Source organism: Streptomyces sp. NPDC042336, from assembly GCF_055581985.1.
Genome location: NZ_JBVJEA010000024.1, coordinates 15,703 through 40,132, shown reverse-complemented (window position 1 = coordinate 40,132; position 24,430 = coordinate 15,703). Strand labels below are relative to the sequence as shown.

At 71.3% G+C, this 24,430-nt stretch carries 24 protein-coding genes and 1 pseudogene; 7 read left to right on the top strand and 18 right to left on the bottom strand.

The genetic code is table 11. The annotated features are described in order from the left end of the window. Positions 1 to 40: 40 nt before the first annotated feature. Positions 41 to 1,786 carry an IlvD/Edd family dehydratase gene (locus tag ACZ6IM_RS34330; RefSeq protein ID WP_469562094.1) on the bottom strand — a complete coding sequence of 582 codons (1,746 nt, stop codon included), beginning with the start codon at positions 1,784 to 1,786 and terminating at the stop codon, positions 41 to 43. Positions 1,787 to 1,886: 100 nt separating this feature from the next. Between ACZ6IM_RS34330 and ACZ6IM_RS34325 the strand changes: the two genes are divergently transcribed. Continuing rightward, positions 1,887 to 2,645: a FadR/GntR family transcriptional regulator gene (locus tag ACZ6IM_RS34325; RefSeq protein ID WP_469562091.1), complete on the top strand. Its 759-nt coding sequence runs from the start codon at positions 1,887 to 1,889 to the stop codon at positions 2,643 to 2,645. Positions 2,646 to 2,711: 66 nt separating this feature from the next. On the opposite strand, the gene ACZ6IM_RS34320 is transcribed toward ACZ6IM_RS34325, so the two are convergent. Further along, the gene (locus ACZ6IM_RS34320) at positions 2,712 to 3,311 is read right to left on the bottom strand and encodes a TetR/AcrR family transcriptional regulator (protein WP_469562088.1); all 600 of its coding nucleotides are present in this window, start codon (positions 3,309 to 3,311) and stop codon (positions 2,712 to 2,714) included. Positions 3,312 to 3,427: 116 nt separating this feature from the next. Here ACZ6IM_RS34320 and ACZ6IM_RS34315 point away from each other — a divergent pair, with 116 nt between their 5' ends. Further along, on the top strand, positions 3,428 to 4,177 hold the full coding sequence (locus ACZ6IM_RS34315) for an SDR family NAD(P)-dependent oxidoreductase (protein WP_052838590.1): 750 nt from the start codon (positions 3,428 to 3,430) through the stop codon (positions 4,175 to 4,177). Positions 4,178 to 4,191: 14 nt separating this feature from the next. Further along, on the top strand, positions 4,192 to 4,941 hold the full coding sequence (locus tag ACZ6IM_RS34310) for an SDR family oxidoreductase (protein ID WP_052838591.1): 750 nt from the start codon (positions 4,192 to 4,194) through the stop codon (positions 4,939 to 4,941). 9 nt (positions 4,942 to 4,950) lie between these two features. On the opposite strand, the gene ACZ6IM_RS34305 is transcribed toward ACZ6IM_RS34310, so the two are convergent. The 7 genes from ACZ6IM_RS34305 to ACZ6IM_RS34275 all read right to left on the bottom strand — a co-directional run bounded on the left by ACZ6IM_RS34305 (position 4,951) and on the right by ACZ6IM_RS34275 (position 13,128). After that, the gene (locus ACZ6IM_RS34305; RefSeq protein ID WP_469562083.1) at positions 4,951 to 6,252 is read right to left on the bottom strand and encodes a hypothetical protein; all 1,302 of its coding nucleotides are present in this window, start codon (positions 6,250 to 6,252) and stop codon (positions 4,951 to 4,953) included. 313 nt (positions 6,253 to 6,565) lie between these two features. Continuing rightward, positions 6,566 to 7,459 (bottom strand): ABC transporter ATP-binding protein, encoded by an 894-nt coding sequence (locus ACZ6IM_RS34300; protein ID WP_052838594.1) that lies wholly within the window; start codon positions 7,457 to 7,459, stop codon positions 6,566 to 6,568. Further along, entirely contained in the window at positions 7,456 to 8,445 is a 990-nt protein-coding gene (locus ACZ6IM_RS34295) for an ABC transporter ATP-binding protein (protein WP_052838595.1), read from the bottom strand. The genes ACZ6IM_RS34300 and ACZ6IM_RS34295 overlap by 4 nt, the downstream gene beginning before the upstream one ends. A 7-nt stretch (positions 8,446 to 8,452) precedes the next feature. Next, entirely contained in the window at positions 8,453 to 9,310 is an 858-nt protein-coding gene (locus ACZ6IM_RS34290; protein ID WP_469562079.1) for an ABC transporter permease, read from the bottom strand. Continuing rightward, positions 9,307 to 10,260 carry an ABC transporter permease gene (locus tag ACZ6IM_RS34285; protein WP_052838597.1) on the bottom strand — a complete coding sequence of 318 codons (954 nt, stop codon included), beginning with the start codon at positions 10,258 to 10,260 and terminating at the stop codon, positions 9,307 to 9,309. The genes ACZ6IM_RS34290 and ACZ6IM_RS34285 overlap by 4 nt, the downstream gene beginning before the upstream one ends. Before the next feature lie 4 nt (positions 10,261 to 10,264). Continuing rightward, positions 10,265 to 11,905, bottom strand: coding sequence for an ABC transporter substrate-binding protein (locus ACZ6IM_RS34280; protein ID WP_469562076.1), 1,641 nt, complete (start codon positions 11,903 to 11,905; stop codon positions 10,265 to 10,267). Positions 11,906 to 11,988: 83 nt separating this feature from the next. Then, on the bottom strand, positions 11,989 to 13,128 hold the full coding sequence (locus ACZ6IM_RS34275; protein ID WP_052838599.1) for a C45 family autoproteolytic acyltransferase/hydolase: 1,140 nt from the start codon (positions 13,126 to 13,128) through the stop codon (positions 11,989 to 11,991). Between the two features lie 113 nt (positions 13,129 to 13,241). Between ACZ6IM_RS34275 and ACZ6IM_RS34270 the strand changes: the two genes are divergently transcribed. Beyond that, on the top strand, positions 13,242 to 14,138 hold the full coding sequence (locus tag ACZ6IM_RS34270; protein ID WP_052838600.1) for a MurR/RpiR family transcriptional regulator: 897 nt from the start codon (positions 13,242 to 13,244) through the stop codon (positions 14,136 to 14,138). Positions 14,139 to 14,226: 88 nt separating this feature from the next. Here the strand turns inward: ACZ6IM_RS34270 and ACZ6IM_RS34265 are convergent, their stop codons facing one another. From ACZ6IM_RS34265 to ACZ6IM_RS34245, 5 genes are all read right to left on the bottom strand, one after another. Further along, positions 14,227 to 15,984, bottom strand: a complete 1,758-nt coding sequence (locus ACZ6IM_RS34265) for a lysyl oxidase family protein (RefSeq protein ID WP_469562071.1) — start codon at positions 15,982 to 15,984, stop codon at positions 14,227 to 14,229. Positions 15,985 to 16,287: 303 nt separating this feature from the next. Further along, complete coding sequence (locus ACZ6IM_RS34260; protein WP_469562068.1) at positions 16,288 to 16,797, bottom strand: 2'-5' RNA ligase family protein; 510 nt, start codon at positions 16,795 to 16,797, stop codon at positions 16,288 to 16,290. A 53-nt stretch (positions 16,798 to 16,850) separates the two neighbouring features. Next, complete coding sequence (locus tag ACZ6IM_RS34255) at positions 16,851 to 17,345, bottom strand: GNAT family N-acetyltransferase (protein ID WP_052838602.1); 495 nt, start codon at positions 17,343 to 17,345, stop codon at positions 16,851 to 16,853. Next, complete coding sequence (locus ACZ6IM_RS34250; protein WP_469562065.1) at positions 17,342 to 17,869, bottom strand: DUF6228 family protein; 528 nt, start codon at positions 17,867 to 17,869, stop codon at positions 17,342 to 17,344. Before ACZ6IM_RS34250 ends, ACZ6IM_RS34255 begins: the two co-directional genes overlap by 4 nt. 103 nt (positions 17,870 to 17,972) lie before the next feature. Next, positions 17,973 to 18,734 (bottom strand): maleylpyruvate isomerase family mycothiol-dependent enzyme, encoded by a 762-nt coding sequence (locus ACZ6IM_RS34245; protein WP_052838603.1) that lies wholly within the window; start codon positions 18,732 to 18,734, stop codon positions 17,973 to 17,975. A 218-nt stretch (positions 18,735 to 18,952) separates the two neighbouring features. Here ACZ6IM_RS34245 and ACZ6IM_RS34240 point away from each other — a divergent pair, with 218 nt between their 5' ends. Next, complete coding sequence (locus tag ACZ6IM_RS34240; RefSeq protein WP_052838604.1) at positions 18,953 to 19,177, top strand: hypothetical protein; 225 nt, start codon at positions 18,953 to 18,955, stop codon at positions 19,175 to 19,177. Between the two features lie 38 nt (positions 19,178 to 19,215). On the opposite strand, the gene ACZ6IM_RS34235 is transcribed toward ACZ6IM_RS34240, so the two are convergent. Next, positions 19,216 to 19,677: a MarR family winged helix-turn-helix transcriptional regulator gene (locus tag ACZ6IM_RS34235; protein WP_052838605.1), complete on the bottom strand. Its 462-nt coding sequence runs from the start codon at positions 19,675 to 19,677 to the stop codon at positions 19,216 to 19,218. A gap of 63 nt (positions 19,678 to 19,740) precedes the next feature. Here ACZ6IM_RS34235 and ACZ6IM_RS34230 point away from each other — a divergent pair, with 63 nt between their 5' ends. After that, positions 19,741 to 20,109: a VOC family protein gene (locus ACZ6IM_RS34230; RefSeq protein WP_052838606.1), complete on the top strand. Its 369-nt coding sequence runs from the start codon at positions 19,741 to 19,743 to the stop codon at positions 20,107 to 20,109. A gap of 106 nt (positions 20,110 to 20,215) precedes the next feature. Here the strand turns inward: ACZ6IM_RS34230 and ACZ6IM_RS34225 are convergent, their stop codons facing one another. After that, positions 20,216 to 20,887 (bottom strand): TetR/AcrR family transcriptional regulator, encoded by a 672-nt coding sequence (locus ACZ6IM_RS34225; RefSeq protein WP_469562061.1) that lies wholly within the window; start codon positions 20,885 to 20,887, stop codon positions 20,216 to 20,218. A 75-nt stretch (positions 20,888 to 20,962) separates the two neighbouring features. On the opposite strand from ACZ6IM_RS34225, the pseudogene ACZ6IM_RS34220 reads away from it, so the two are divergent. After that, positions 20,963 to 22,491, top strand: a pseudogene (locus ACZ6IM_RS34220) (monooxygenase). On the opposite strand, the gene ACZ6IM_RS34215 reads toward ACZ6IM_RS34220, so the two are convergent. Then, positions 22,481 to 23,665, bottom strand: coding sequence for a serine hydrolase domain-containing protein (locus ACZ6IM_RS34215; protein WP_052838609.1), 1,185 nt, complete (start codon positions 23,663 to 23,665; stop codon positions 22,481 to 22,483). The pseudogene ACZ6IM_RS34220 and the gene ACZ6IM_RS34215 overlap by 11 nt on opposite strands. A 92-nt stretch (positions 23,666 to 23,757) precedes the next feature. After that, complete coding sequence (locus ACZ6IM_RS34210) at positions 23,758 to 24,402, bottom strand: TetR/AcrR family transcriptional regulator (protein ID WP_052838760.1); 645 nt, start codon at positions 24,400 to 24,402, stop codon at positions 23,758 to 23,760. Between the last annotated feature and the right edge of the window lie 28 nt (positions 24,403 to 24,430).

The window sequence follows — 24,430 nt, the reverse complement described above, 5'->3', positions numbered from 1 at the left end:
ATGCTCTCCTGGGTTCGGGGGCGGTGGCCTGAGCCCGGGCTCAGTGGGAGTCGCGCGGGACCTCGTGTCCACGGCTTCCGCGCAGGAACCCGAAGTCGGCTCCCTGGTCGGCCTGTTCCACGTGCTGGGTGTACAGCCAGGTGTAGCCGCTGTCGTGCCGCTCGGCGGGTGCCCGCCACGTCTGCCGGCGCCGTGCCAGCTCGGCGTCGTCCACGTCCAGGCGCAGGGTGCGGTTCGGGACGTCGAGGACGACGGGGTCTTCGTCGCGCACCAGGGCGAGTGGCCCGCCGACGGCGGCCTCCGGCGCCACGTGCAGGATCACCGTCCCGTATCCGGTGCCGCTCATCCGTCCGTCGCAGACGCGCACCATGTCGGTGATGCCTGCCTTCAGCAGCTTGGCGGGCAGCGGGACGTTGGAGACCTCGGGCATGCCGGGGTAGCCCTTGGGGCCGGCGTTGCGGATGACGACGACGGTGTTCTCGTCGATGTCGAGATCCGGGTCGTCGGCCACCTCGTGGTAGGCCTCCGGGGAGTCGAAGACGCGCGCGGGGCCGCGGTGGGTGAGCAGGTGCGGTGACGCGGCGGACTGCTTGATCACGGCCCCGTCGGGGCACAGGTTGCCGCGGAGGACGGCGATACCGGTGCCGGCCGGCTGGAAGGGCGCGTCGAGGCGGGTGATGACGTCGGAGCCGACGCGCTCGGCGTTCTCGGTGTTCTCGGTGTTCTCGGCGACGGTGCGTCCGGTGACCGTGATCTGGTCGCCGTGCAGCAGTTCGCCGCCGAGCAGCTCGGCCAGGACGGCCGGGAGGCCGCCCGCGTAGCAGAAGTCCTCCATGAGGTACCTCCCGCTGGGCATCAGGTTGACCAGCGTCGGCACCGCGCGGGCCAGGTCGTCGAAGTCCGACAGGCTCAAGTCGACGCCGACGCGGCCGGCGAGGGCCGTCAGATGGATGATCGCGTTCGTGGAGCCGCCGATGGCCGCGTTGACCCGGACGGCGTTCTCGAACGCCTCCCGGGTCAGGATGTGCGAGGGGCGCAGCTCCTCCTCCACCATCCCCACGATGCGCCGGCCGGCCGCCTGCGCGGTCTCCATCCGGCGGGAGTCGACCGCGGGCCAGGCCGCCGAGCCCGGCAGCTGCATGCCGAGCGCCTCGGCCAGGCAGGCCATCGTCGAGGCGGTTCCCATCGTCATGCAGTGCCCGTTGGAGCGGGCCATGCAGCCCTCGGCGAAGAAGCACTCCTCCTCGGTCATCCGGCCGGTCTTCAGGTCTTCCTCGAACTTCCACACGTGGGTGCCGGATCCCACGTCCTGGCCCCGGTACTTGCCGTTGAGCATCGGCCCGCCGGTGACCATGACGGCGGGCAGGTCGACGCTGGCGGCGCCCATGAGCATGGCGGGTGTCGTCTTGTCGCAGCCGGACAGCAGCACGACACCGTCGAGCGGATTGGCCCGGATCAGCTCCTCGACCTCCATGGCCATCAGATTGCGGTACAGCATGGCGGTGGGACGCATCAGGGTCTCGCCGGTGGCCATGGTGGGGAACTGCAGCGGCAGGCCGCCCGCCTGCCACACGCCGCGCTTGACGGCTTCGGCGACGCGTGTCAGATGGGCATTGCACGGAGCGAGTTCGGAGGCGCTGGTCGCGATGCCGATGACGGGGCGCCCGTCGAACACCTCGTGCCCGAAGCCCTGGTTGCGCATCCAGGAGCGGTACACCATCCCGCTGCGGCCCCGTGCGCCGAACCATGCCTGGCTGCGGCGACTCGTCTGCTGACCGTCCGTCATGTAGGCACTCCCGTGGCTCCGGCGTCGTCCGCTTCGCGATGGGGCGTGGTCGGGTGGGGGCCCGCGGGCCTACCCTGTCACGCAATCATTAAATGATTCGATGAATGGCGTCCAGGGGGAAGCGGAGATCGTGGTGGATTTCCTGACCACGCACCAGCGTGTGGTCGACGAACTCGGGCGGCGCATCGCGGGTGGTGCGTGGGAGCCGGGGGATCCGTTGCCGGTCGAGGACGTGCTCGCGGCCGAGTTCGGCGTCAGCCGAGGGGTGTTGCGGGAGGCGGTGAAGGCACTGGTCGCCAAGGGCATGCTCCGCGTGCGCCCGCGCACCGGCACGCGGGTGCTGCCTCCGGAGCACTGGAACCACCTGGACCGTGACGTACTGAGCTGGAAGCAGGCAGGGGACGCCACGGCCCTGCTGCGCGACACGGGTGAACTGCGCCGGATCGTCGAGCCGGAGGCGGCCCGGCACGCCGCCGACCGGGCGGGCCCCGACGACGTACGTGTCCTGTACGAGTCCCTCGCGGCCATGGAGGCCGCGGCGGCGACTCCCGGCCGCGGCGGCTACGTCGAGGCCGACATCGCCTTCCACCGGGCGCTGCTCGACGCCAGCGGCAACCGTCTCCTCGGTTCGCTGGGCCGCGCTGTGGAGATCGCGCTGGAACACAGCTTTCTCATCAGCACGCAGACCCCCGGCGCGGTGGAAGCCTCGCTGCCGGGTCACCGCGCCGTCGTGCGGGCCGTCGAGGCCCGCGACCCCGTGGCCGCGGCGGACGCCGTGCTGGCCCTGGTCGAAGCCGCCGAACAAGAGATCGCCCAGTCCCCCGGAAGGCCGGGCGGCCCCCCGGGCGATGCCGCCTGACCGAGACCGGTGGCGTCCATGGGCTGCCCGATCACGAACGACGGCGGGTGCCGATCCCGGACTCGGTCACGCCCGCAGCCCGTCCACCGCCGTGTCGATCGCCGCCAGTGCCGCGGCCCCGTCGAGCCCCGCCCTCGACACGAGCGAGAGACCTTGGACCAGGTAGAGGAGCATCCGGGCCTGGTCCTCGGGGCGGGCCTTGTCCGTGACCTCTCCGGCGGCCTGAGCGCGACGGAGCGCGTCGGTGACGATGGCGGTGAACCGGTGGTAGGAGCGGGTGACGATCTCCGTGGCTTCGCTGTCCTGGGGGACGAGTTCCGCGGTCGTGTTGCCGACCAGGCAGCCCTGCGGCACGCCCACGTCGGAGATCAGTTCGTCCAGCCGCGCGGGATGGGTCAGGATCTCGCGCAGGGCGGGCAGGAGCGGGGCGGCGTCGAGCGTGGTCGTGAGATGCCGCTCGTACACCTCCCAGTAGAGCCTGACGGCTTCGAGGTAGAAGCGGCGTTTGTCGCCGAACGTCCCGTACAGACTTCCGCGCTCGACGGCCAGCGCGTCGACCAGGTCCTGGATCGACGTCGCCCCGTATCCCCGGGACCAGAACAGTTTGAGTGCCCGCTCCAGCGCTTGTTCCTTGTCGAACTCGCGGGGGCGTCCGGTTCGTGCCACGTACTCGATCCTACGACTTCTTGACTCGGCGTTCAAGAAGTCGTAGCTTCCGTCGCGTAACTTCTTGAACGGCTGCATAGAAGTCGGCCGCCCCGGCCGACACGAAGGGCGCAACCATGGAATTCGCAGGAAAGACAGCACTCGTCACCGGATCCGGCGCGATCGGCGGGCTCGGGCACGCGACAGCCAGGGTGCTGGCGGCGGGCGGCGCCGACCTGATCCTGACCGGCACCGATCCACAGCGTGGCGCGGAGGTCGTGGAAGATCTCGGCGCGGCCGGCGGCGAGTCCGCCGGAGAGGTGCGCTTCGTCGCTGCCGACCTGTCCGACGTGGCGGACGTACGCCGGCTGGCCGAGGACGCCGGAGCCGTCGACATCCTGGTCAACAACGCGAGCCTCATGACCTTCTCACCCACCTCCGGGCAGGATCTCGCGAGCTACGACGCCGCCTTCGCGGTCAATGTGCGTGCCCCGTTCCTGCTCACCGCCCTGCTCGCGGAGACGATGGCCGCGGCCGGCGGCGGCAGCATCGTCAACGTCAGCTCCACCGCGGCCGGCCTCGGCATGCCGGGCATGGCCGTCTACGGCGCCACCAAGGCCGCGCTCGAATCACTGACGCGCACCTGGGCGGCGGAATTCGCCGAGTCGAACGTGCGGGTCAACGCCGTCGCTCCAGGACCGATGCGCACCTCGAAGGTGGTCGCGGCGATGGGGCCCGAGTTGGGCGGCATGGGCCTGACCACCGCACTCAAGCGCACCTCCGACCCGACCGAGGTGGCCCACGTGATCGCCTTCCTCGCCGGCGACCGGGCCAGTTACATGACCGGGGCGATCGTGGCCGCCGACGGTGGCCGCACCGCCGTCTGAGAAAGGAGAGAACAATGGATCGCCTTGCGGGAAAGCACGCACTGATCACAGGGGGGACGAGCGGCATCGGCCTGGAAACGGCCCGCGAGTTCCTCGCCGAGGGAGCCACGGTCGCCATCACCGGCCGCTCTCGGGAAAGGCTGGACGAGGCAGCCCGGCAATTGGACGGCCCGCTGTTGACCATCGCCAGTGACGCCGGCGACATACCCGGCCAGGCGGCGCTCGCGGCGCGGCTACGGCAGGAGTGGCCGAAGCTCGACATCCTGATGAGCAACGCCGCCGACATCACCCACCTCCCCATCGAGGCATGGACCGAGGAGGCCTTCGACAGACTCCTCGCGACCAACCTCAAGTCGCCGTTCTTCCTGATCAGGGACTTGCTACCGCTCTTCTCGCAGCAGTCCTCGGTCATTCTCGTCGGCTCGGTCTCCGCGTACATCGGACACGAGAACGCGACGGTCTACGGCGCGGCCAAGGCAGGTCTGCTCTCCTACACACGAGGGCTGACATATGAGCTGAAGGACCGCGGCATCCGCGTCAACGGACTGAGCCCGGGCCCGACGGTCACCAACGCCTTCGCTCCCCTCGGCCCCGAGCGCCAGGCCGCCCTCTACGAGGAACTCCGGCAGACCGTGCCCCTCCATCGCCTGGGCACCGCCACCGAACTGGCGAAGGCGGTGGTCTACCTCGCCTCGGACGAATCCGCCTACACCGCGGGCACCGTGCTGCGCGTCGACGGTGGCATCGGGCAACTCGCCTACTAGGCCTCGGGGTCAGGACCGCCGGCCGCACACGGACCGGACCTCTTCCAGCAGAGCCCGGTGGCTCGCTCCGTAAGCGGCTACGGCCGCGTAGACGGCGTCCAGGGCCGCCCGGAGTGGGTCGGCCGCTGCTGCGCCGAGGAGCGCGGGAAGCGCCATGTGGGGCTGGGACATGCGCAGGCCGGGGTCCGGCTCTCCGAGCGTGATCCTCACGCTGTACCCCACACCTTCGCCCGACCGCTGTGCCGGTGCGGCGGAAGGGCTCCCGGGCTCCGCGCCGGCTGCCGCAGGACCCATGATGCGGCGGGCCGGACCGGGCCGGACCGTGGGCGGTCGTCCGTCGTGACGGGCGGGTGACTGAAAGGGAGGCCGCTTGGGCGGGACGGCCAGACCGACCGTCCGCTGCGATACCCGCGGATCGGCCGCCAGGACCCGCCACGCCAGGTCCGGGTCGTTCAGAGGCGGGGGCAGTGGGCGGCCCTCGACCAGGGCGGCCAGTCCTGCGGAGACCCATTCGAGCTGGTCGATGCCGGCGGCCTCGCAGGCGCGGCGTGCGGCCAGCCGGGCGACGGCACGCTGCGTTCCCGCCCCGGCGGCGTCGAGGGCGTGCACGAGAGCCGGATCGAAGGAGAGCAGCCCCCGCACGTTGCCGCCGACATCGCGCAGGGCCCGGCTTGGCGGCCGTCCGCCCCACTGCCACCGTTCGTAGGCCAGCCGGTGCTGCTCTGCGGCTCGTTCCTGTGCGAGGCGTGCCCGTTCCTCGGCCTCGGCGCGTTCGGCCGGTGACGGCGGAGCCGGTTGCTCGCGGGCGTAGCCGTGGCAGTACGCGGCAGCCGTCGAGGTCTGCTTCAGGATTCGGTCCGGCGCGGGTTCAGCCGGCCAGAACTGCAGCAGGTAGCGGTCCACGAGGGGCTGTCCGTCCAGCCGGGTGTCCCGCCGGTGCGCCTCGTCCATTCCCCGGGCGCAGTACCGCACCCGGTAATCGATCTCCCGCAGACCCAGCTCCCGCACGGCTCCGCCTCCCCATTCAACGAGGGCGGCCCCGGCCGACGCGGGACGGAAGGAGACCTCCACGACGTCCTCCCACTCCGGGTCCAACCGTGGAGCCTCGTCGTGCACCTCGACGCCGAAGCCGACACTTCCCGAGTGCGATCCGGTCCGCAGCCACAGCGCACCGGGTACCGCCGCTCCACACAACCCGGAGCGCTGGCCACCGAATGCCTCCGACAGACCGGGACCGACGGCGTCCGGATCGCTCTCGACATAGATCTGGCCGTAGTCGACGTGAACCTCGCCCGCAACCGGCCTCTGCACCCTCGACCCCCACATCACCGGAAAGCTCCTGCGCCCTCTGTCGGCAGGAACTCGCTCGATGCGGGTCCAGCCCTTCCGGCCCCGCTCCTCCAGTATCGCCAACAGCCGTGCGGCGCCTGCACGGCACGAATCATCAGGCGCTCCATGATGTCGGCGACCTCCACGATCCGCGGGTCGTCGGGCGGCCAGTCGAGTGCCCCGTTGAGAAGGCCATTGAGCCTCACCATGCCTCCGGTCACGGCGGCCCGCACAGCGCAACTCCTGGCCGTTCTCCCCGCCGGGGTGGGCGGTTCGTGCCTCGGAGCACCGGTCCTCAGCGGGTCGACTCCGGAGGAGTCCCGTTCCCGGGGACCGGCTGCCGGCCGTCCGCCGTGGCGGTCCTGCGGGCCTGCACGGCGGCTGCCGGGTCCCAGCCGCGGCGGGGAACCGAGGCGAGCAGCAACCTGGTGTACTCGTTCTCGGGAGCGGTCAGCAGTCGCTTCGTGGGGCCCTGTTCGACGACGGTGCCGCGTCGCATCACCACCGTCTCGTCGGTGACGTGCTGGACCACGGCGAGGTCGTGGCTGATGAAGACGAGGGCCAGGCCGGTGTCCTGTCGGATGTCGACCAGCAGCCGCAGGATCTGCGACTGGATGGACACGTCCAGTGCGGCCACCGCCTCGTCCAGGACGAGGACGCGCGGGTTCACCGCCAGGGCGCGGGCGATGGCCAGCCGCTGCTGCTGCCCGCCCGACATCTCGTGCGGGCGGGCGCCGGCCTCGCGCGAGCCGAGGCCGACCCGGTCCAGGAGTTCCCCGATCCGTCCGTCCACGTCGGTCGCGTCGTGGAGGCTCAGCGAGGTGGCCAGGCACTGGCGTGCGGTCAGCCGGGGGTCGAGTGAGAGGTACGGGTCCTGGAAGACCATCTGGATCTCCCGGGCCCGGGCGAGGCGTTCCCCGCGGCCGCGGCGTCGGCCCGCCGTCCGGTCCCGTCCGTCGACGGAGATCGTTCCCGCGTCGGGCCGGACGAGTCCGACGAGCATGCGTGCGACGGTCGTCTTGCCGGAGCCCGACTCGCCGACGATGCCCACCGCCCCGCCCCTCGGCAGGGTGAACGACACGTCGTCCGCGGCGACCAGGCTGTCTCCGCCGGGGAGCCGGTAGGTCTTGCGCAGCCCTTCGGCGACGAGCAGCGGCGGGGCCGGGGGGACGGTTTTCGCGGTGGTCACAGGATGTTCCTCGCAGTCGTTCCGGCGGTGGCCGCCGCTGCTTCGGGCAGCCGGCGGCAGGCGGCCTCGCCGCCGTCGGGAAGTGTTGTCGCCCGTGGGGTCCACACCTCGCAGGCGTCCTCGGCCTGGGGGCACCGCGCGGCGAAGGGGCAGCCGTCGGATCCGTCCGCGAGCGACGGGGGCCGGCCGGGGATGGGCCGCAGCGGGCGGGACACGCCGAGTTCGGGTGAGCAGTCGAGCAGTCCGCGGGTGTAGGGATGGCGGGCGTGGTCGAAGAGGCTCCGCCCCGGCCGGTGTTCCGCGACGCGGCCCGCGTACATGACGTACACGCGGTCGCAGTACGCGGCGGCCAGGTGCAGGTCGTGGGTGATGAACAGCATGCCGGTCTCCCGCCGTTGCCCCAGATCGCGCAGCAGGGCGAGGATCTCCGCCTGGGTGGTGACGTCCAGGGCGCTGGTGGACTCGTCGGCCAGGATCAGGTCCGGGTCGGCGGCCAGCGCACCGGCGATGACGACGCGTTGGAGCATGCCGCCGGACATCTCGTGCGGGTACTGGCGCAGGCGGCGCGCCGGATCGTTCAGGCCGACGCCGTCGAGGAGTTCGACGGCGCGGTCGCGGGCGGTGCGGCGGTCGCGGGCGCCGGCGTGCAGGAGGCGTTCGACGAGGAAGTCGCCGACGCGGTGCACGGGGTTGAGGGCCGAGCGCGGGTTCTGGTGGATCATCGCCACGCGCCGGGCGCGGTGTTCGAGCAGCGCGGCGGGGGTCATGGTCAGCACGTCGGTTCCGGCGACCGTCACCCGCCCGTGCGCCGCGGCGTCGTCGGGCAGGACGCGCAGGACGGCCTTGGCGGTGGTGGACTTCCCGCAGCCGGATTCGCCGACGAGGCCGACGACTTCGCCCGCGGCCACGCGCAGGGACACATCGGCGAGGAGCGGCCGGGCGGCGCCGGGCAGGTGGACGGTGAGTCGGTCGATGTCGAGCAGCACGGGGTGGCTACCTCCTGGTTCCGAGCCGGTCGGCGAGGTGCACCCCGGCGACGTTGAAGGCGACGACGACGGCGGCGATGGCGGTGCCGGGCACCAGCGCGGGCAGCAGCGCGCCCTGCACGATGGCCGACTGGCCCTCCTGCACCATCAGTCCCCAGTCGGAGCTGGGCGGCTGGGTGCCGAAGCCGAGGTAGCTGAGGGTGGCCAGGCTCATCAGTGCCTCGCCGAAGAGGACCACCAGGTATCCGGCGATCGACCGGGCGAGGTTCGGCACGAGGTGGCGTACGCAGATCCGTGCGCCGCCCATGCCCTGCACCCGGTAGGCGTCGATGTAGGGCTTGGCGCGCTCGGCCAGGGCCACACTGCGGGTGTACTTGGCGATGGTGGGCGCGAAGGCGAGTCCGAGGCCGAGCACCGAGGTGGTCATGCCGGTGCCGAAGACGGCGATGATCAGTACGACGAACAGCAGCCCGGGGAAGGCGTACATCACGTCGGTCAGACGGGAGACGAAGGCGTCGATCCAGCCGCCCCGCCAGGCGGCCAGGGTGCCCAGGCTCACCCCGATGACCGCGGCGAGCGCCAGCAGCAGCACGGGAGCGATGAGACTGGTGCGCGCACCGTACAGCACGCGCGAGAGCAGGTCCTGGCCGGAGGCGTCGGTGCCGAGCAGGTGCTCGCCGCCGGTGCCGACCAGGGAGGACGACAGGTCGACGGCGTCGGGTGCGTACGGCGCGAGCAGCGGGGCCGACACGGCGGCGAGCACGACCAGGACGAGGAAGCCGGTGGCGACGAGCGCGGCGACCGGGCGCCGGGCGCGCCGTACGGTCCGGACCGGGGCGGGGGCGTCGGCGGGTACGGCGGTCATGCGGAGCTCCTTGCCGACTTCAGGCGCGGGTCGAGCAGCGGGTGCGCGAGATCCACGAGGGTGGTGACCACGACGTAGCAGGTGACCATGAGCAGCAGGACGGCCTGGGCGACGGGGAAGTCGTGGCTGTTGATGGCGCCGACGAGCAGGGAGCCGATGCCGCTGAGGCCGAAGACCGTCTCGATGGCCACGGTGCCGGCCAGCATGCCTGCGGTGACCAGACCGCACATGGTGACGATCGGACCGAGGGCGTTGCGCAGCACATGGCGTCGGACGATCTCCCGCTCGGGCAGGCCCGATGAGCGGGCCACGGCGACATGGTCGGCTCCGTCGGCGTCGACGACGGCCTGCCGGGTGACCCGGCTGACGACCGCGAGCGCGCCCAGGGCCATGGCGACGGCGGGCAGGGTGAGGTGGTGCAGGGTGCCGACCAGTCCTTCTCCGCTGCCGGTGACGGGGAACCAGCCCAGTCGCACGCCGAACAGCGCGACCAGGGCGATGCCGCCGACGAAGGAGGGCACGGACGCGGTGAGGGTGGTGGCCCCGACGACGGCCGAGTCGATCCAGCGGCCCCGGTTGAGCGCGGCGAGCGCGCCGGCGCCGACGCCCAGGACCACGAAGAGAACGGTGGCGTAGGCGACGAGTTCCAGGGTGGTGGGGAAGCGGGCGGCGAGCAGGTCCGCGACCTCGTCGCCGTACTGGAAGGAGCGTCCCAGGTCCAGGTGGAGGCAGTCCCACAGCCACCGGCCGTACTGGACGACCAGGGGCTCGTCGAGGTGGTACTGCTCGCGTACGGCGGCCAGGCGCTCGGGGGTGAGGGTGTCGCGGCCGCCGGCCAGGAAGACCGCGGGGTCGCCGGGGGCGGCGTAGATCGCGGCGAAGATGACGAACGACGACGCGAGGAGGGTGGCGAGGAGTCCGGCGAGCCGTCTGCCGATACGGACGATCATGGGCTCAGCCCTTCTTGGCGCCGAGCGACGCGGCCCACGGGTGGTAGAGGTACGCCATCGAGGCCGGAGGGCCGGTGAGCCTGTCGCTGAGGACCAGGGTGGTGGGGGTCTGTGCCACGGGGATCCAGACGGCGGCGTCGGCGAACCGGCGCTGGATGTCGACGACCAGCTCGGCTCGCTCGGCGTCGTCGAGTGTCCGCTTGGCCTGTTCGACCTTCTTGTCGTAGGCGGCGCTGTGGAATCCGACCCAGTTGTTGGAGTCGCCGGAGACGCCGTTGTCGTAGAAGCCGACGGGGTCGCTCTTGGAGATGTACCAGTCGGCGACCAGGACGTCGATGCCGGCGCGGGCGGACTTGTCACCGTAGAACTCGCCGTACTCGGCGGAGGGCACGGTCTTGATCCGGGCCTTGAGGCCGATCTGCTGGAGTGCGGCGCGTACGCCGTTGGCGATGACGAGGCGTCCCTGTGTGCTGTCGGTGCCGATGACGACCGGCCCGTCGGGCCGGTGCCCGGCGTTCTGGACGAGCTTCTTGGCCTGGGCGATGTCGGCGGAGGTGGGCGAGGCGGGGGCGCCGGTCAGGTCCTCCTGTGCCGCGGAGAAGACGGACTTCTCGTAGCCCCAGGCGCCGGAGCCGACGGGGGTGGCCCACGGCTGGGCCAGGCCGCCGTAGCCGGACTTGGCAATGCCGGTGCGGTCGAGGCTCAGGGAGAGGGCCTTGCGGATGTCGGGGTCGGCGAGTCCGCCGCGCTCGGTGGGGATGAGGTCGAGGGTCGCGGTGCTGGGCCCGAAGTGCAGGTCGATGCCCTTCTTGCCGTCGAGGGCGGCGGCCGTGCCGACGGAGTCGGTGTAGGCGCCGTCGGCCGCGCCGGTGCGAAGGGCGTTGACCATGGCACTGTCCTCGGCCCACCGGAAGACGACCTTCCGGGTCAGTGCCTTGTCGCCCCAGTAGGCGTCGTAGCGCTCCAGGGTGACGGAGTCGCCCGACTTCCAGGAAGCGAGCCGGTAGGGACCGCTGCACGCGTCGGCCTGGCCCGGCGTGCCGAAGTCCGCTCCCTGCTCCTGTACTCGCTGCTGCTGGTAGACGAGTCCGGCGTCGCCGGCGAGCGCCTTGGTGAACAGGGCGTCGGGCTCCTTGAACCTGACGGTGATCTGGTGCGCGCCGGTCTTCTTCATCGACGTCACGTTCTCGAACTCGTCGGCCTCGGACATGTCCGGGTCCGCGTGGCGGCGCAGACTGAACAGCACGTCGTCGACGGTCATGGCGGTGCCGTCGTGGAAGGTGACGCCCTCGCGCACGGTCAGGACCAGGGTCTTGGCGTCCGGCCGGGCGGCCTTGTCGACGAGCCACGGCCGTACGGTCATGTCGGGCTGCAACTGGTACAGGCGCTCGCACACGTTGGTGAGCACGGTGCGGCCCGCGCTGCCGCCCTGGGTGTCGAGGTCCAGGGAGTCGGGCTCGTCCTCCAGCAGCCAGTCGACGCTGTCCACCTCGCCGGTGGCCGCGGCGGTGGTCGGGGTGAGCTCCAACTGGGTCACGTCACGGGCCGTGCCCCCGGACCGGCCGGTGTCGGCGCCGCTGCAGGCGGTGGCGAGAACCGTCACGCCCGCCAGCCCGAGGGCGGTGATCGAGGTCTTCAACTTCATACGGTGGCTCCTGAGCGGGAAGGGTGGTGCGGAGACTGCTCGTTTCTGGGGGTGGGGGGATTGCCGGTGACCTTCGATCCGGTCTAATGGGGGGCGTGGGGGCCGTCGTAGAGGTTCCAGGGCAGGTGCTGGTAGTCGCGGTCGCAGGGGGTGCCGGCGGTGACGTGGTAGTCACCGGAGGTCAGGTCGACGCAGGAGGAGACGAGTGTCTGCCACTGCCGTACGGGCGACCTGCGCGGGTCGGGGTGGGTGCACAGGGACTCGGGGTAGCCGAGGTGGTCGGACATGGCGCACTGGATGGTCTTGCGGGACTCGTCGGGGCCCGTGGAGTCCCGCAGCCGCCGCAGCCCCTGCTCGGCGCGGGGTACGCGGACCAGGGAGTCGGCGGCCAGCGGCCGGTAGTCGGCGGCGAGGGCGGTGGGGATGCCGGCCTGGTAGTGGTTGCCATGCACCAGCAGGCCGTCGGTGGGATACATCCAGCGGTGTCCGGCCGGGGTGGTCTCCATGTCGATGGCGAAGCCTTCCCGGCAGGTGAGCAGCGCGTTCCCGGCGATGTGGGCGCGGGTGCGGCTCAGCACGCGCAGGGCGTCACTGATGCTGGCCTGGTCCAGCACGCTGCGGCGGATGACCGTCTGCGGGAGACCGACGGTGTCGTCGAAACGTCCGCCCAGACCGTTGGCGTTGAGCGCGATACCGGCCGAGTTGGCGCCCTGGCGGCCGATCTGACCGGCCTCCACCTGCATGACGAGGGTCGGCTTCGGGGGCTGGACGACGCGCAGCATCACGACGGTGCCGGCCACCGCGGCCCGCCAGTCCCAGTTCTGCCCGGCCCAGACATGGCCGTCGCCGCTCGCGGGTCCGTAGGCCGCGAAGGAGGTGCAGCCCTCGGCGGCCTCCTCGTCCTCGGACAGCCGGCTGAAGGTGGAGTCGTAGATGACCTCGCCCCGCGCGTTGAGCGCCAGTACGTCGAGCAGGCCCACGCCCGCTCCGTCGGCTATCCCCTGCATCTCCTCGACCAGTTCGGGTGCGTGCTCGCGCACCGGCTCCAGCCAGAGCCGGGCGCGGGCCGTGACCTGGTCCCAGGACAGTCCGGACGCCTCGCCGAAGGCTTCGGTGTAGTAACCGATGGCCTCACCGATGCGGGAGCGCACCGCTTCGCCGTACTGCCGCCCGCGTTCCGCCGGTGTCCCGGAGATCTCTATGACCGGCAGGGCGTGGTGCATGACAGGACTCCTCGGGAGGGACAACGGTGCTGTAATATTCGTTCCAAGAATGAACGTCATTGGAACAAGTTGCTCAGAGCGTAACCACGAAACCGAGTAAGTCAAGAGGCGTAATGGATGTTCCAGAGGCTGGCAGTGTGGGTCCCGGCGGGCTGGCCCGTCTGCGGACCGCGATCCGAGATCTGTGGGAGGAGCTCTCCACGTCCGAGCGCACCGTCGCCCAGTACCTCGCGAGTGCGCCCGCGGAGCAGATCATGTTCGCCAGCGCCCAGCAGCTGGGCACCGCCAGCGGCACCAGCAACGCCACCGTCGTCCGCGCCTTGCAGCACTTGGGGTACGCCGGGCTCCCGGCCCTCAAACGGGAGCTGGCCGCGGACTTCACCGCTTCACAGGCGCCCGAGGTCCGGCTCAGGCAGCGCATCTCCCACGTGGGCCAGGACCTGGAGAGCATCTGGGGCGACGTGTTCGACGAGGCGCAGGAGCGCATCGAGCAGGCCAGGCACCTGACCGGTACGAAGTCTTTCGAACGGGCCGTCGAGGCACTGGCCTCGGCCCGTGAGGTCCTCTGCTACGGCGTCGCCGCCTGCGAATTCGGGGCCCGCCATCTCGCCCTGTCCCTCGGCCGGGTGGGGCGCCGCTCCCGGTTCAGCGGAGCCACCGGATTCGCCTTCGCCGACGATCTGCTGCCCCTGTCCCAGGGGGACGCGGTGGTCGTCTTCCAGCCGGCCCGGCACCTGCACGAACTGACCGTGCTGGTGGAACGGGCGCGAGCGGTGGGGGCCACCACCGTCCTGATCACCGATGAACTCGGGGAGACTTTCGGTGACCGCGTCGACGCCGTGCTCACCGCGCCGCACACACCCACCGGGAACACCAACGAGTCCCTGACGGGCCTCCTGGTCGCCGATGCCCTGCTGCTCGCCCTGACCACCCTGGACGAGACGCGCGCCGTCGAGCACTCACATCAACTGACCGCGCTGCGGGAGCGGTTGGTACCACCCCATCGATGACTCCGGGACGGGAACGACGAAGCCGACGGCCACCGCTGGTGGCCGCCGGCTCTTCGACGCGGCGGGGCGTTGACGCCCCGAGGTCAGGTCAGTTCGCGTTCACCAGCTCATGGGCCGGCACGGTCACGGTCCGGGCGTCCGGCTTGCCACCGAGCACGATCTTCCGCAGCGCGCTGTTGTTGCCGAGGTCGGTCTCCTTGAGCCGCTTCTCGGGGTTGGCCAGTACCTGGATGTAGTACGTGCCGTTGGGAACGTCCGTGATGTCGAAGGACTGGCCCGGCAGGTCCTGGGAGTAGGTGTCGCCGGAGCCGACGTCGAGCACCTCGCGGACGGAGATGGAGTTCTCCTCCCCGCAGGCGGTGGACAGGTCGGTGTTGTACGGGTGCCAGTTGGCGTTCTTCACCGTGTAGTCGATCGCGTCGGTGTTGGCCAGGCAGAAGGCCTCCTTGCCGCTGCGCACGGCCTCCTTCTTGTCCGCCTTCAGCAGCCGGTAGCTGGCGAAGTCGGTGAAGTGCCAGTGCACATGGCCCGGACGCGGGTCCCACTCCATGGTGCCGGTCGGGGCGTAACCGACCTGCTTGCCCTTGGCGTCGTAGAAGTACTGGTAGGCGTCCATCTTGGCCTTGCCGGGCGACCGGAAGCCGTCCACCACCAGTTGCGCCGGACCGGCGTTCCACACGTTGGCGCTGAACGCCAGGTAGTCCTTGCCGGGGATGTCCTTCTCCCCGTCGGTGACGACGATGCCGTAGGCCGGCAGCGAGCGCAGGTCGGGCTTGGGGACGTCCGGGACGGAGGGCTTGCCGGCGGGCCGCTTCGCCAGCGGCTGGAGCGCCGGGGCCTTGCGCGAGCCGTCGGTCTGGCCGCCCCTGTCGCCGACCGGCATGGAGCGCGCGGCCTGCTTCTTCTTCAGCGCCCACGGCAGGGCGGGCGGCGCCGCCTTGAGCGGACCGTGGCCCACGTTGTACGAGGGACTCGCCCCGCTCGTGACCGGCGCCGCGGCCTGGGCCGGTGTCGGGGCATGCCCCGGCCCGTGGCCCGCGTGCGCGGACGGGGCCTGGTGGGCGGCCTCGTGACCGGCGTGCTCCCCCGCCGTCGCGGACCGGGACGCGGCCGGCTGGGCGGCACCCTCGTCGTCCTCGTAACTCCGCTCCACCACGGTCACCTTGACGGTGGCGGGCTTGTCGGCGATGCCGAACAGGTCGCGGTACTTCTTGGCGACCCCGACCTTGGCGGTGTAGGTCCCGGCCGCCAGCGAGACGGGCTCGGTGTAGGAACCCGCGTAGGTGTTGGCCGCCCAGCCCTTCTCGACGCCCCAGACGGAACCGAGGGTGAACGGGTTCGTGGGGCAGCTCTCGGGATACTTGGAGGTGGCGGGCGCGTCGGGGCGTACCCGGCCGCTGGCGTTGTTCGGGCAGAAGTCCTCGGTCCGGCTGAGGACCTTCTTGCCCGCCTTGTCGGTGACCGTGATCTCCGCGAAGCCGGGCAGCCCGGAGAAGTCCTTCACCGTGCCCTTGGGCAACGTCTTGGCCTTGGCCTTGCCGCCCTCGTACACGGTCTGGGTGATCGTCACCGGGTCCTTGTAGGACTTCCGGGTCACCTTCAGCTCCAGCGGCCTGCCCTCGGCGGTGAGGTAGGTGCCGAGGTCGAGGTAGACGCCCGGGTCCTCCTTCCAGGAGGTGAGCGTGAGCGAGTTGGTCGCGGCGATGAGGCTCAGCTTGGGCCCTGTCGCCGCCTTCGCCGGCTCCGCCGTGGCGGCCACGAGTCCGGCGGTCACGGCCATGGCCGCGACGGCCGTGGTGCCCGCGAGCAGGGGGCGCCGCAGCCGGGTGGTGCGCGTTCTGGTCATCGATCCCTCGTCCTTCAGGTGCTGGGGGGGGTGCGGTGGGAAGGAAGCAGGCGGGCACGTGCTGTGCCCGCGCTGTGAGAGGGAGTGGTCGGATGCTCGGTTGTCCGGAAGGTCGGAAACCGAAGGAGGTTGGCCGGATCGCTGTGCTGTGGACGAGATCAGGCTGAAGTCAGGGATTCGGGCCACCTGGTGGCAGGCAGTGCGGTAAAGGGCCGCGTCCTTGTGCGAACGCGCCGGTGCTCCCGCCCGGTACGCGCCGGCGGGCGACCGCGCGCGTCCGACCAGCGTTCCCGACTTGACCGGCTAGTGACTGAGCGGTAGTTCGGCGAGACCCTGCCATCCCGTGCGGGTGAGGCCGACCACGTGCAAGGTGCTGACCTCGGTGGTGATCGGCAACGCGGCGGCGGTACGGCGGGCGATGTCGGCGGCGGCCCGGTGTGCCGCGTCCAGGGCGACGGTGACGTGCACCGGTGGACGGGGACCGAACCGGCCGCCGTACGGGACCTGTGCCGGGAATGCCGTACGCACGGCGTCGGCCACCCGGCTCAGTTCGGGCACCGGGACACCGACGAACCCGCCGGTTCGTTCGACCGCCGCCAGCCTGATGCGGACCGGGCCGACCGGCAGGGCGACCCGCAGCCGGTGCAGCCGCGCCTCGTCGACCTCGTCGGCGGGCAGCCAGGGATAGAGCAGCGCGGCGTGTGCGGGCACGCCCGGTCGCACCGCCCGCCCGTCCTCCTCGGCGGCCAGCCGCAAAAGCGGCTCGGCGTCCGGCATCAGCGCCACCACCGCCGTCGTTCCCGTCCGGGCCATCTTCTTCCTCTTTCCGCGCCTCGCCGCAGCCGGCCCACGGGCAAGATCAAGATCTACGGCTGGAGGTCACACCGAAACCACGTGCCCGACTCGCCGCCGAGATCGGCCGGGGCAGCGGGGCCGACCGGGACGAACCCGGCCTTGGCCAGGACTTTCCGGGACGCCGCGTTGTCGTGGGAGGTGGCCGCCAGCAGGGTGCGCAGGCCGTGCGTCGCCGACGCCGTCCGGCACAGCTCGCGGACGGCCGCGGTCGCCACGCCCCGGCCGGCGACCCGCTCCGCGACGCGGTAGCCGAGTCTGGCGGTACCGTCCTCCAAGTCGTACAGGTTGAACCTGCCGAGTACCGAGCCGTCCTCGGCGACGAGCACGTAGAAGGCGCAGACACCGTCCTCCTGCTCGGCCAGCGACGCGTTGAACCGGTCGGTGAACTGGTCGAAGAAGTCGTCGCCGCGGTCGGGGATCGAGGCAGCGAAGTAGCTGCGGTTCTCCAGCTCGAAGGCCAGGACCGCCGGTGCGTGGTCGGCATGCAGCCGCTTCAGCTCGGTCATGGCGCGACCCTGCCCTGATCGTGCGCCGAGGCCGCCCGAGTGGCCTCGTCCGCTTCATGCCCCGGCGGTGACTGCTGTTCCCCGGCCAGGAAGTGCCGGACGTCAGCGGCCAAGGATGCCATCTGCTCGCCGGCCTCCAGCCACGTGGTCACCGATGCGCACCAGCCACCGGCGCCCTTCGGCCATGGACGAAGGGTCCACGTCAGCCCGACGTGCCCGCCGGGCCGGAAAGCGGCCGACACCGCCAAGTCCCGGTCGTTGGTCTGCCAGCTCCGCTCGCCGTCCCATCCCCGGTGGTCTGCGGCGAGTCCTTCCAGGAACGGGGCGAGATCGCTGTCCCCGCTCCAGGCGACGACCTCGTCGAGACGGGAAGTCAGTCCCGGGGCCCGCAGTTCGACGGCGTAGTGCACGGAATCCGCGTCGAGGCCGAACCGGTCGCGGAAGGTCACGCCGACGGACGAGTTGTCCTGGCAGCGGACGGTGACACCGGGCTCGTCGTCGGTGTCCTCGGGTGCGTAAAGCATGGGAGAGACGCTAGTTCAGCACCACGCCTGCCGTCATCCGCATTCGTCGCCGGTCAGGGAGTCGAGCGGACCGGGTTACGCATCAGCGACGGACCATGACTGGCTACTCCTCGGGCTCCCAGGCGATCAGCCGCTCGAACACCTGCCGGTCGCCCTCGATCCTCAGGTCGCCCAGCGTGAGCCGGCCCCAGACGAAGAGGAGCAGTTGCTCGGCCGTGCCCGTGGCCGAAGCGGAGGCGGGCGCGGCGTCGTCCGTGAGGGGTGCGGGCCAGGCGCCCGTGCCGTCCAGCGCCAGGAGCCAGGAGCGCCCCTCGGTGGCGTGGTAGTGGATGGTGGCGGCCTCGTGCGGCCAGGCCGCCGGGGTGGAGTTGCAGGTGTCGAGGAACTCGGCCACGCCGTCGAGCGCGATGTCCGCCGGCATCGGCCGCACGGCGCCTGCGGCGAGCTGGGCGTCGTAGGTGTGCACCAGCACCTCGTGCACCCGGCGCCGGGCAACGCCCCGGGCATTCGCCGGCGACAGGCCGGCGCTCCACCACGCCCAGCACTCGCGCTCCGGGCCGGCCTCGCGCAGCGTGCTCAACAGCAGCTCGTTCGACTCGGCGTACCAGGCCAGCAGCGCCTCGAGCTCGTGCGGCGCCTGCGCGGCATCCTTGGCCGGCGGAGCCTCGGCCGGGCCCGCGGCGACGATCGCGGCCCACCAGCGCTGGCCCGTACCCAGGTGCCGCACCAGATCGGACAGCGTCCACTCGGGGCAGGAGGGTACCGGCGTGTCAAGGCCGGGCGCCGCGGCAACCGCGCTTCGGAAGGCGGCCGACCGCTCGTCGATCAGGCGCAGCAGGGCGGGAAACTCAAGACTCTTCGTCACAGCGCCTGCCTATCACCACATCCCAGCCGGTCGCACCCCTGTTTTCCAGGCCGTCAACTGCGGGGGCCGGAGCGCCTGCTGCGGGCACCCGGGCTCAGTTCTTGCTCAAGTACCCTCCCGGAGTGCGGGTTGCTCGACGATGATCAAAGATGACCGGGACGGGAACGACGGAGCGCTGATGGCTCAGCCACGGTGCTGAGCCGGGCAAAGGGGATGCGATGGCCAAAGCGGTGCGGGCCTCACTCGGAGAGATGTGGCTCACGTGTCAGGTCTGCGAGAGCGATGTCTTCCGCGAAAGAGGGGTGAAACTCAACAGCACAGGCGGAGAGTTGTTCAATCTGGCTTGGGCGGACGAGACCGCCACCGGGCTGATCTGCCTGCGCTGCGGTTTCGTGCAGCTCTTCGTCAATCGGCAGCTGAAGCTGCACCCCGCCAAGGACTGAAGCCGCCCACGTCGGCCACTTGCCGCCGGCCCAACCGGTCACTGCGCTCCGTCGTCGCCCTCACGGAGAGCACGAATCATGCTCTGCAGGCTGCGGAACGCGCTTGCCTGCTCGGTCTCGGTCATGCCGGACAGCATTCTGAGCTCGACGGACCGGACCGCCACGGTCGCCTGCTCCAGGCTCCGTCGGCCGCGCGGCGTGAGGCGCGCGGGGAGAGCCTTCCCGACGGGCGCCTCCGCGGGCCTGGTCACGTAGCCATCTCGCTCCAGGGTCTGGAGCAGAACGTTCATCGTCTGACGTGTCACGAACGCCCCACGCGCGAGCTCGGAATTCGACAGGCCCGGCCGTTGGGCCAGCAGCTCGAGGCAGGAGTAGTGCGTCACGTTCATCCCGAGCGGTCGCAGCACCTCCTCCATGGCCGCGCGCAGGGCGCTCGAAGCCTCCTTCAGCAGGTAGCCCAGTGATTTGTCCAGGTCGACGCCGGCACCCTTTTGACTCATGTCAGTATTCTGACATACGTTGGCGCGTGTCAGGAATCTGACACGAAGCGAAGGAGCATCACCATGCCCGCCACCGGCCCCGACTTCATCTCGCTCCAGGTACGCGACCTCGACGCCTCGCAGACGTTCTACGAGCGGTACCTCGGCCTCGTCCGCTCGCAGGCGGGACCTCCGCACGCCGTCGTCTTCGAGACGAAGCCGATCGCGTTCGCCGTCCGCGACCTCGCGCCCGGCACCGATCTCTCGTCCGTCGGCCGGCCCGGCATCGGTGCCGCGATCTGGCTCCACGCCACCGACGTCCAGGCGATCCACGACGCTCTCGTCGCCGACGGTCACACCATCGTGTCCGCGCCGATCGACGGCCCCTTCGGCCGGACCTTCACCTTCGCCGACCCCGACGGCTACCACATCACCCTCCACGACCGCGCCTGACCGGCAGCCGGTGAGCTCTCGTACACGCCTCTGAGGCGCAACACAAAGCGGGCCGGCCCATTGGCCGGCCCGCTTTCGGAGCGTCGGATCTCGGAGGCCGGCCGTCTCAAGCCGGACGGCGCGCTTTCAGGCCGTCGATCAGCAAGCCGAGCCCGTACTCGAAGTGGCGGTCGAAGTCCGTGCTGGCCAGCGCGGACAAGGCGGCGTGCAGGTGCGGGTAGGAGCCGTCCGTCACCGCGGAGCGCAGCAGTCCGGCGGCGGCCGGTCCGCCGTTCTCCTCCGACTGGGCGGCCTGCTCCTCCAGGGTGTGACCGACGGTGAAGTTCGACAGCGTGTACAGCGTCCGGGCCGCGTCGTCCGCGGGGAAGCCCGCGTCGAGCAGGACGCCGACCAGCGCGTCGGAGAAACCGAGGACGTTGCCGCCCGTCGGGTGGGTGCCGGCGAACACCCTCGCGCCGTCGCGGTGGTTGAGCAGCGCCGCTCGCAGGGCGCGCGCGAAGTCCGCCACCCTCTCGTGCCACGGGTCGCCGTCGGTCGCCAGGACCTTCTCGGTGACGCCCTCCAGCATCTGCTCCGACATGGCCGTGAGCAGTTCCTGCTTGGTGGCGTAGTAGCGGTACAGGGCTCCGGCGCGCACCTCCATCGCGTCGGCGAGACGCCGCATGGTCAGGGCGTCGAGGCCCGACTCGTCCAGCAGCTCCAGTGCGGTGCGCAGGGTGCGGGGGCTGTCGATGCGGGAGGGGCGCCCCCGCGTCCGGCCGGTTGACGAGGAATTCATGCCCCGCAGTATAGTGAACATCGTTCACGTGAACGCTGTTCACTAATTGCTTACGGCAAGAGAGGGCGACCTTCCATGAAGGACGACGTGATCATTGCGGGCGGCGGCCCCACCGGACTCATGCTCGCCTGCGAGCTGGCCCTGGCGGGCGTGCGGACCCGGATCCTGGAGCGCCGCACCGAGCCGCAGCGCGACTCCCGGGCGCTGACCCTGCACCCGCGCAGTCTGGAGCTGCTGGACCAGCGGGGCCTGCTCGACCGGTTCCTGCCCCTCGGCCGCACGGTCCCCGGCTGGCACTTCGCCCAGCTTCCGACCCGGCTGGACTTCTCCCGGCTCGACTCCCGGCACGGCTACACGCTCTTCATCGCCCAGGCGCGCACCGAGGCACTGCTGGCCGAGCGGGCGGCCGAGCTGGGAGTGCGGATCACCCGCGGCCACGAGGTCACCGGCGTGCGCCAGGACGAGGACGGGATCGAGGCGGAGGTGCGCGGGCCCCAGGGCGTCGAGACCGTCCGGGCGCAGTACGCGGTCGGCTGCGACGGCGGACGCAGCGTGGTGCGCCGGGCCGCCGGCATCGGCTTCCCCGGCACCGACGAGACGCTCACCGGAGTACTCGGCGACTTCGCGGTCATGGACACCGGCCCCGCGGCCCTGGACGCCACCCGGGCCGCGGGCGTGCTGGTCGCTCCGCTGGAGGACGGCGTCACCCGGCTGGTCCTGGTGGACCCGGAACGCATGCGCGTGCCGGCCGCGGAACCGGTCACCCTGGAGGAGTTCCGCCAGAGCCTGCTCCGGACGTGCGGCACCGACCTCGGCGTCGCCGGCCCCCGCTGGCTCTCCCGCTTCGGCAACGCCACGCGGCTCGCCGACCGGTACCGGGCCGGCCGCCTCCTGGTGGCGGGGATGCCGCCCACATCCACTTCCCGGCCGCCGGCCAGGGCCTCAACACCGGCCTCCAGGACGCCGTGAACCTCGGCTGGAAGCTGGCCGCCGCGATCCGGGGCTGGGCGCCGCCGGGCCTGCTGGACAGCTACGACGCCGAGCGCCGCCCGGTGGGCCGCAAGGTGACGGAGAACACGGAGATCCAGACCCTCCTCATGGAGCTCACCCTGGTCCCCCGGTACGAGCGACCCGCCGCCGCCCTGCGGGGCCTGATGGACGAACTCCTCGGCCAGGACCAGGTCAACCGTACGCTCGCCGGCCGGGTCTCCGCCCTGGACACCGCCTACCGTCCCGCGGACCCCGACGCCGGTTTCCTGGTGGGGCGGCGGATGCCCGACATCGCGCTGACGGCCGCGGGCTCGCCCGCCACCCGGGTCTACGACCTCCTGCACACCGCCCGGTTCGTCCACCTGGACCTGGCACCCGGCCCCACGGCGACCGCGGGACGGGACCGCGACGCGCGTGTCACCTCCGCCCTGGTGACCGGCTACGACGACCACCCGGACCTGCGTGGGACGACCGAGGTCCTCGTCCGCCCCGACGGTCACATCGCCTGGACCACCCGCACCACCGACCCGGCCGCACGCCGCACCGAGCGGCTGGCCGCCCTCACTCGGACCCTGGGCGACCGACAGCCCGCCGGCACGCGCCCTACGCGTTGAGATGCGTGCCTATCGAGAGGAACGCCTGGACGAGGGGGGCCTGGGGCACCGCCGGGGAGACCACCTGGGAGGCGTAGTGGACGACGACCAGATCCAGCGCGGGTGAGACGAACAGGCGCTGGCCGTGGATGCCGCTGGCCATGAACGATCCGTGGGTGTCGTTCAGGATCCACCACAGGTCGTGGTACGAGAGGGTGGCCGGCGAGTCGGGCGGTGCCGCGGGGAAGCGAACGCGGCGCGGGTAGCCATCGGGGACACCCTCGACGAGAGCGGTCACGGCTTCCGGCAGGATCTGGCGGTCGCCGACGGCCCCGCCGCAGCGGACGAGTTCGCCCAGGCGGGCCACGTCGCGTGCGGTGGCGCTGAAGCCGCCGCAGGCCGCCTCGGTGCCGTCCGCGTCGACGAGATAGTAGGCGTCCTCCTCCGCCCCGATCCGGGACCAGATCATCTCGGACATCAGCGCCGAGGTGCTGAGGCCGGTGATCCGTCGCAGGACCTCGGCGAGCGCCTCGACGTTGCCGTTCTCGTAGCGGAACTCCGTACCGGGCTTGCCCGTGGCCCCGGCGGTGGCGAGGTGCTCGCGGATGGTCACGGGTCCCGAGTAGCCGTAGGGGCGCAGTCGCGGAGCGAGGACGGCGAAGTAGCGCTGCGCCTCGAGGGCCTTGTCGTACGGGCGGCCGGCGTAGCTCATCCGCGTGCCCATGTGCAGCAGATGGTCGACCTGGGCGTCCCCGAAGGCGGTGCCGGAGAGTTCGGGCACGTACGTGGCGACCTGGGCACCGCGGTCGAGGTGTCCCTCGTGGGCGAGGGTCGCGGCCAGGAGACCGAGGTAGGACTTGGCGGCAGAGGCGTTGAAGTGCGGGACGTGGGCCTCGTAGCCGTGCAGGTACTGCTCGTGGACGAGCCTGCCCCGGTGCAGCACGAGCAGGGCGTCCGTCTCGGCATCGGCGAGCAGTTCCGACAGCGGGAGAGTGCGGCCGTGGGAGCCGGTGACGCTCAGGTCGTCGAGAGCACCGGGCGGCGTGGCGGGCAGATCACCGGGGCCGTCCGGGCCCCGCCAGACGCGACGGCTGGGCATGATCTCCCGGCCCGCCGTCGTGTGTCGTCGCACCCAGGCCGAGTCCGTGAACCCTCGTGCCCAGACGAGGTCCGCCAGTGAGTCCGTACCGGTCACGTGTCGCTCCGCTCGTTCGGGATCAGCTCATCACGAGTTCGGTACCGTACACGCTGTTCAGAAACGGAGGAAGGGGTCGCCGCACCCGTCGACTACGGGGATGCGACACCCGGCCCCCCGGGGAGGTCAACGGCCCCGGGGGCGTCCACCGGAGTCAGCCCCGTGGCCCAGACCCGTCCGTAGACGGACAGGTCCCGCAGGTGGGCGGTGATCTGCTCGGCGGTGTAACCCGTGTCGTTCTCGACCCACCAGCTCAGCACCGAGATGAGTTCTCCCGTCCACGCGCGGGCGACGATGCCGAGCGGAATCCTCGGCTCCACCCCGAGCTGCTCGGCCCGGTCGCGGAAGGCCATCTCCGCGTGGGCGCGGATGAGTTCGGTGAACTCCCGCAGCGCCCTCCCGTCGCCCTCACCCCGCAGGATCACCCGGTAGACGTCCCGCTCCCGGGTGGCGTGTTCGAAGATGTACTTGACCGGCAGGCCGGTGAAACCCTGGGCGTGCGCCTGGCGAACGGCCGGCAGCAGACGCTCGCGGTCCTGTGCGAGGTCGCGGACGATGCCGACGAGCAGATCCTCCTTGTCCCGGTAGTGCGCGTAGAACGTGGCCCGGCCGATGTCGGCCCGCTCGGTGATCTCCTCGACGGTAATGGCCTGGAACCCCTTGTCCAGCACCAGTTCGACCAGGGCCTGGCGGAGCGCGGCGCGCGTCCGCCGGACGCGGCGGTCTTCCGGCTTCATGTCCACTTCGATTCCTTCTCGTCAGGAC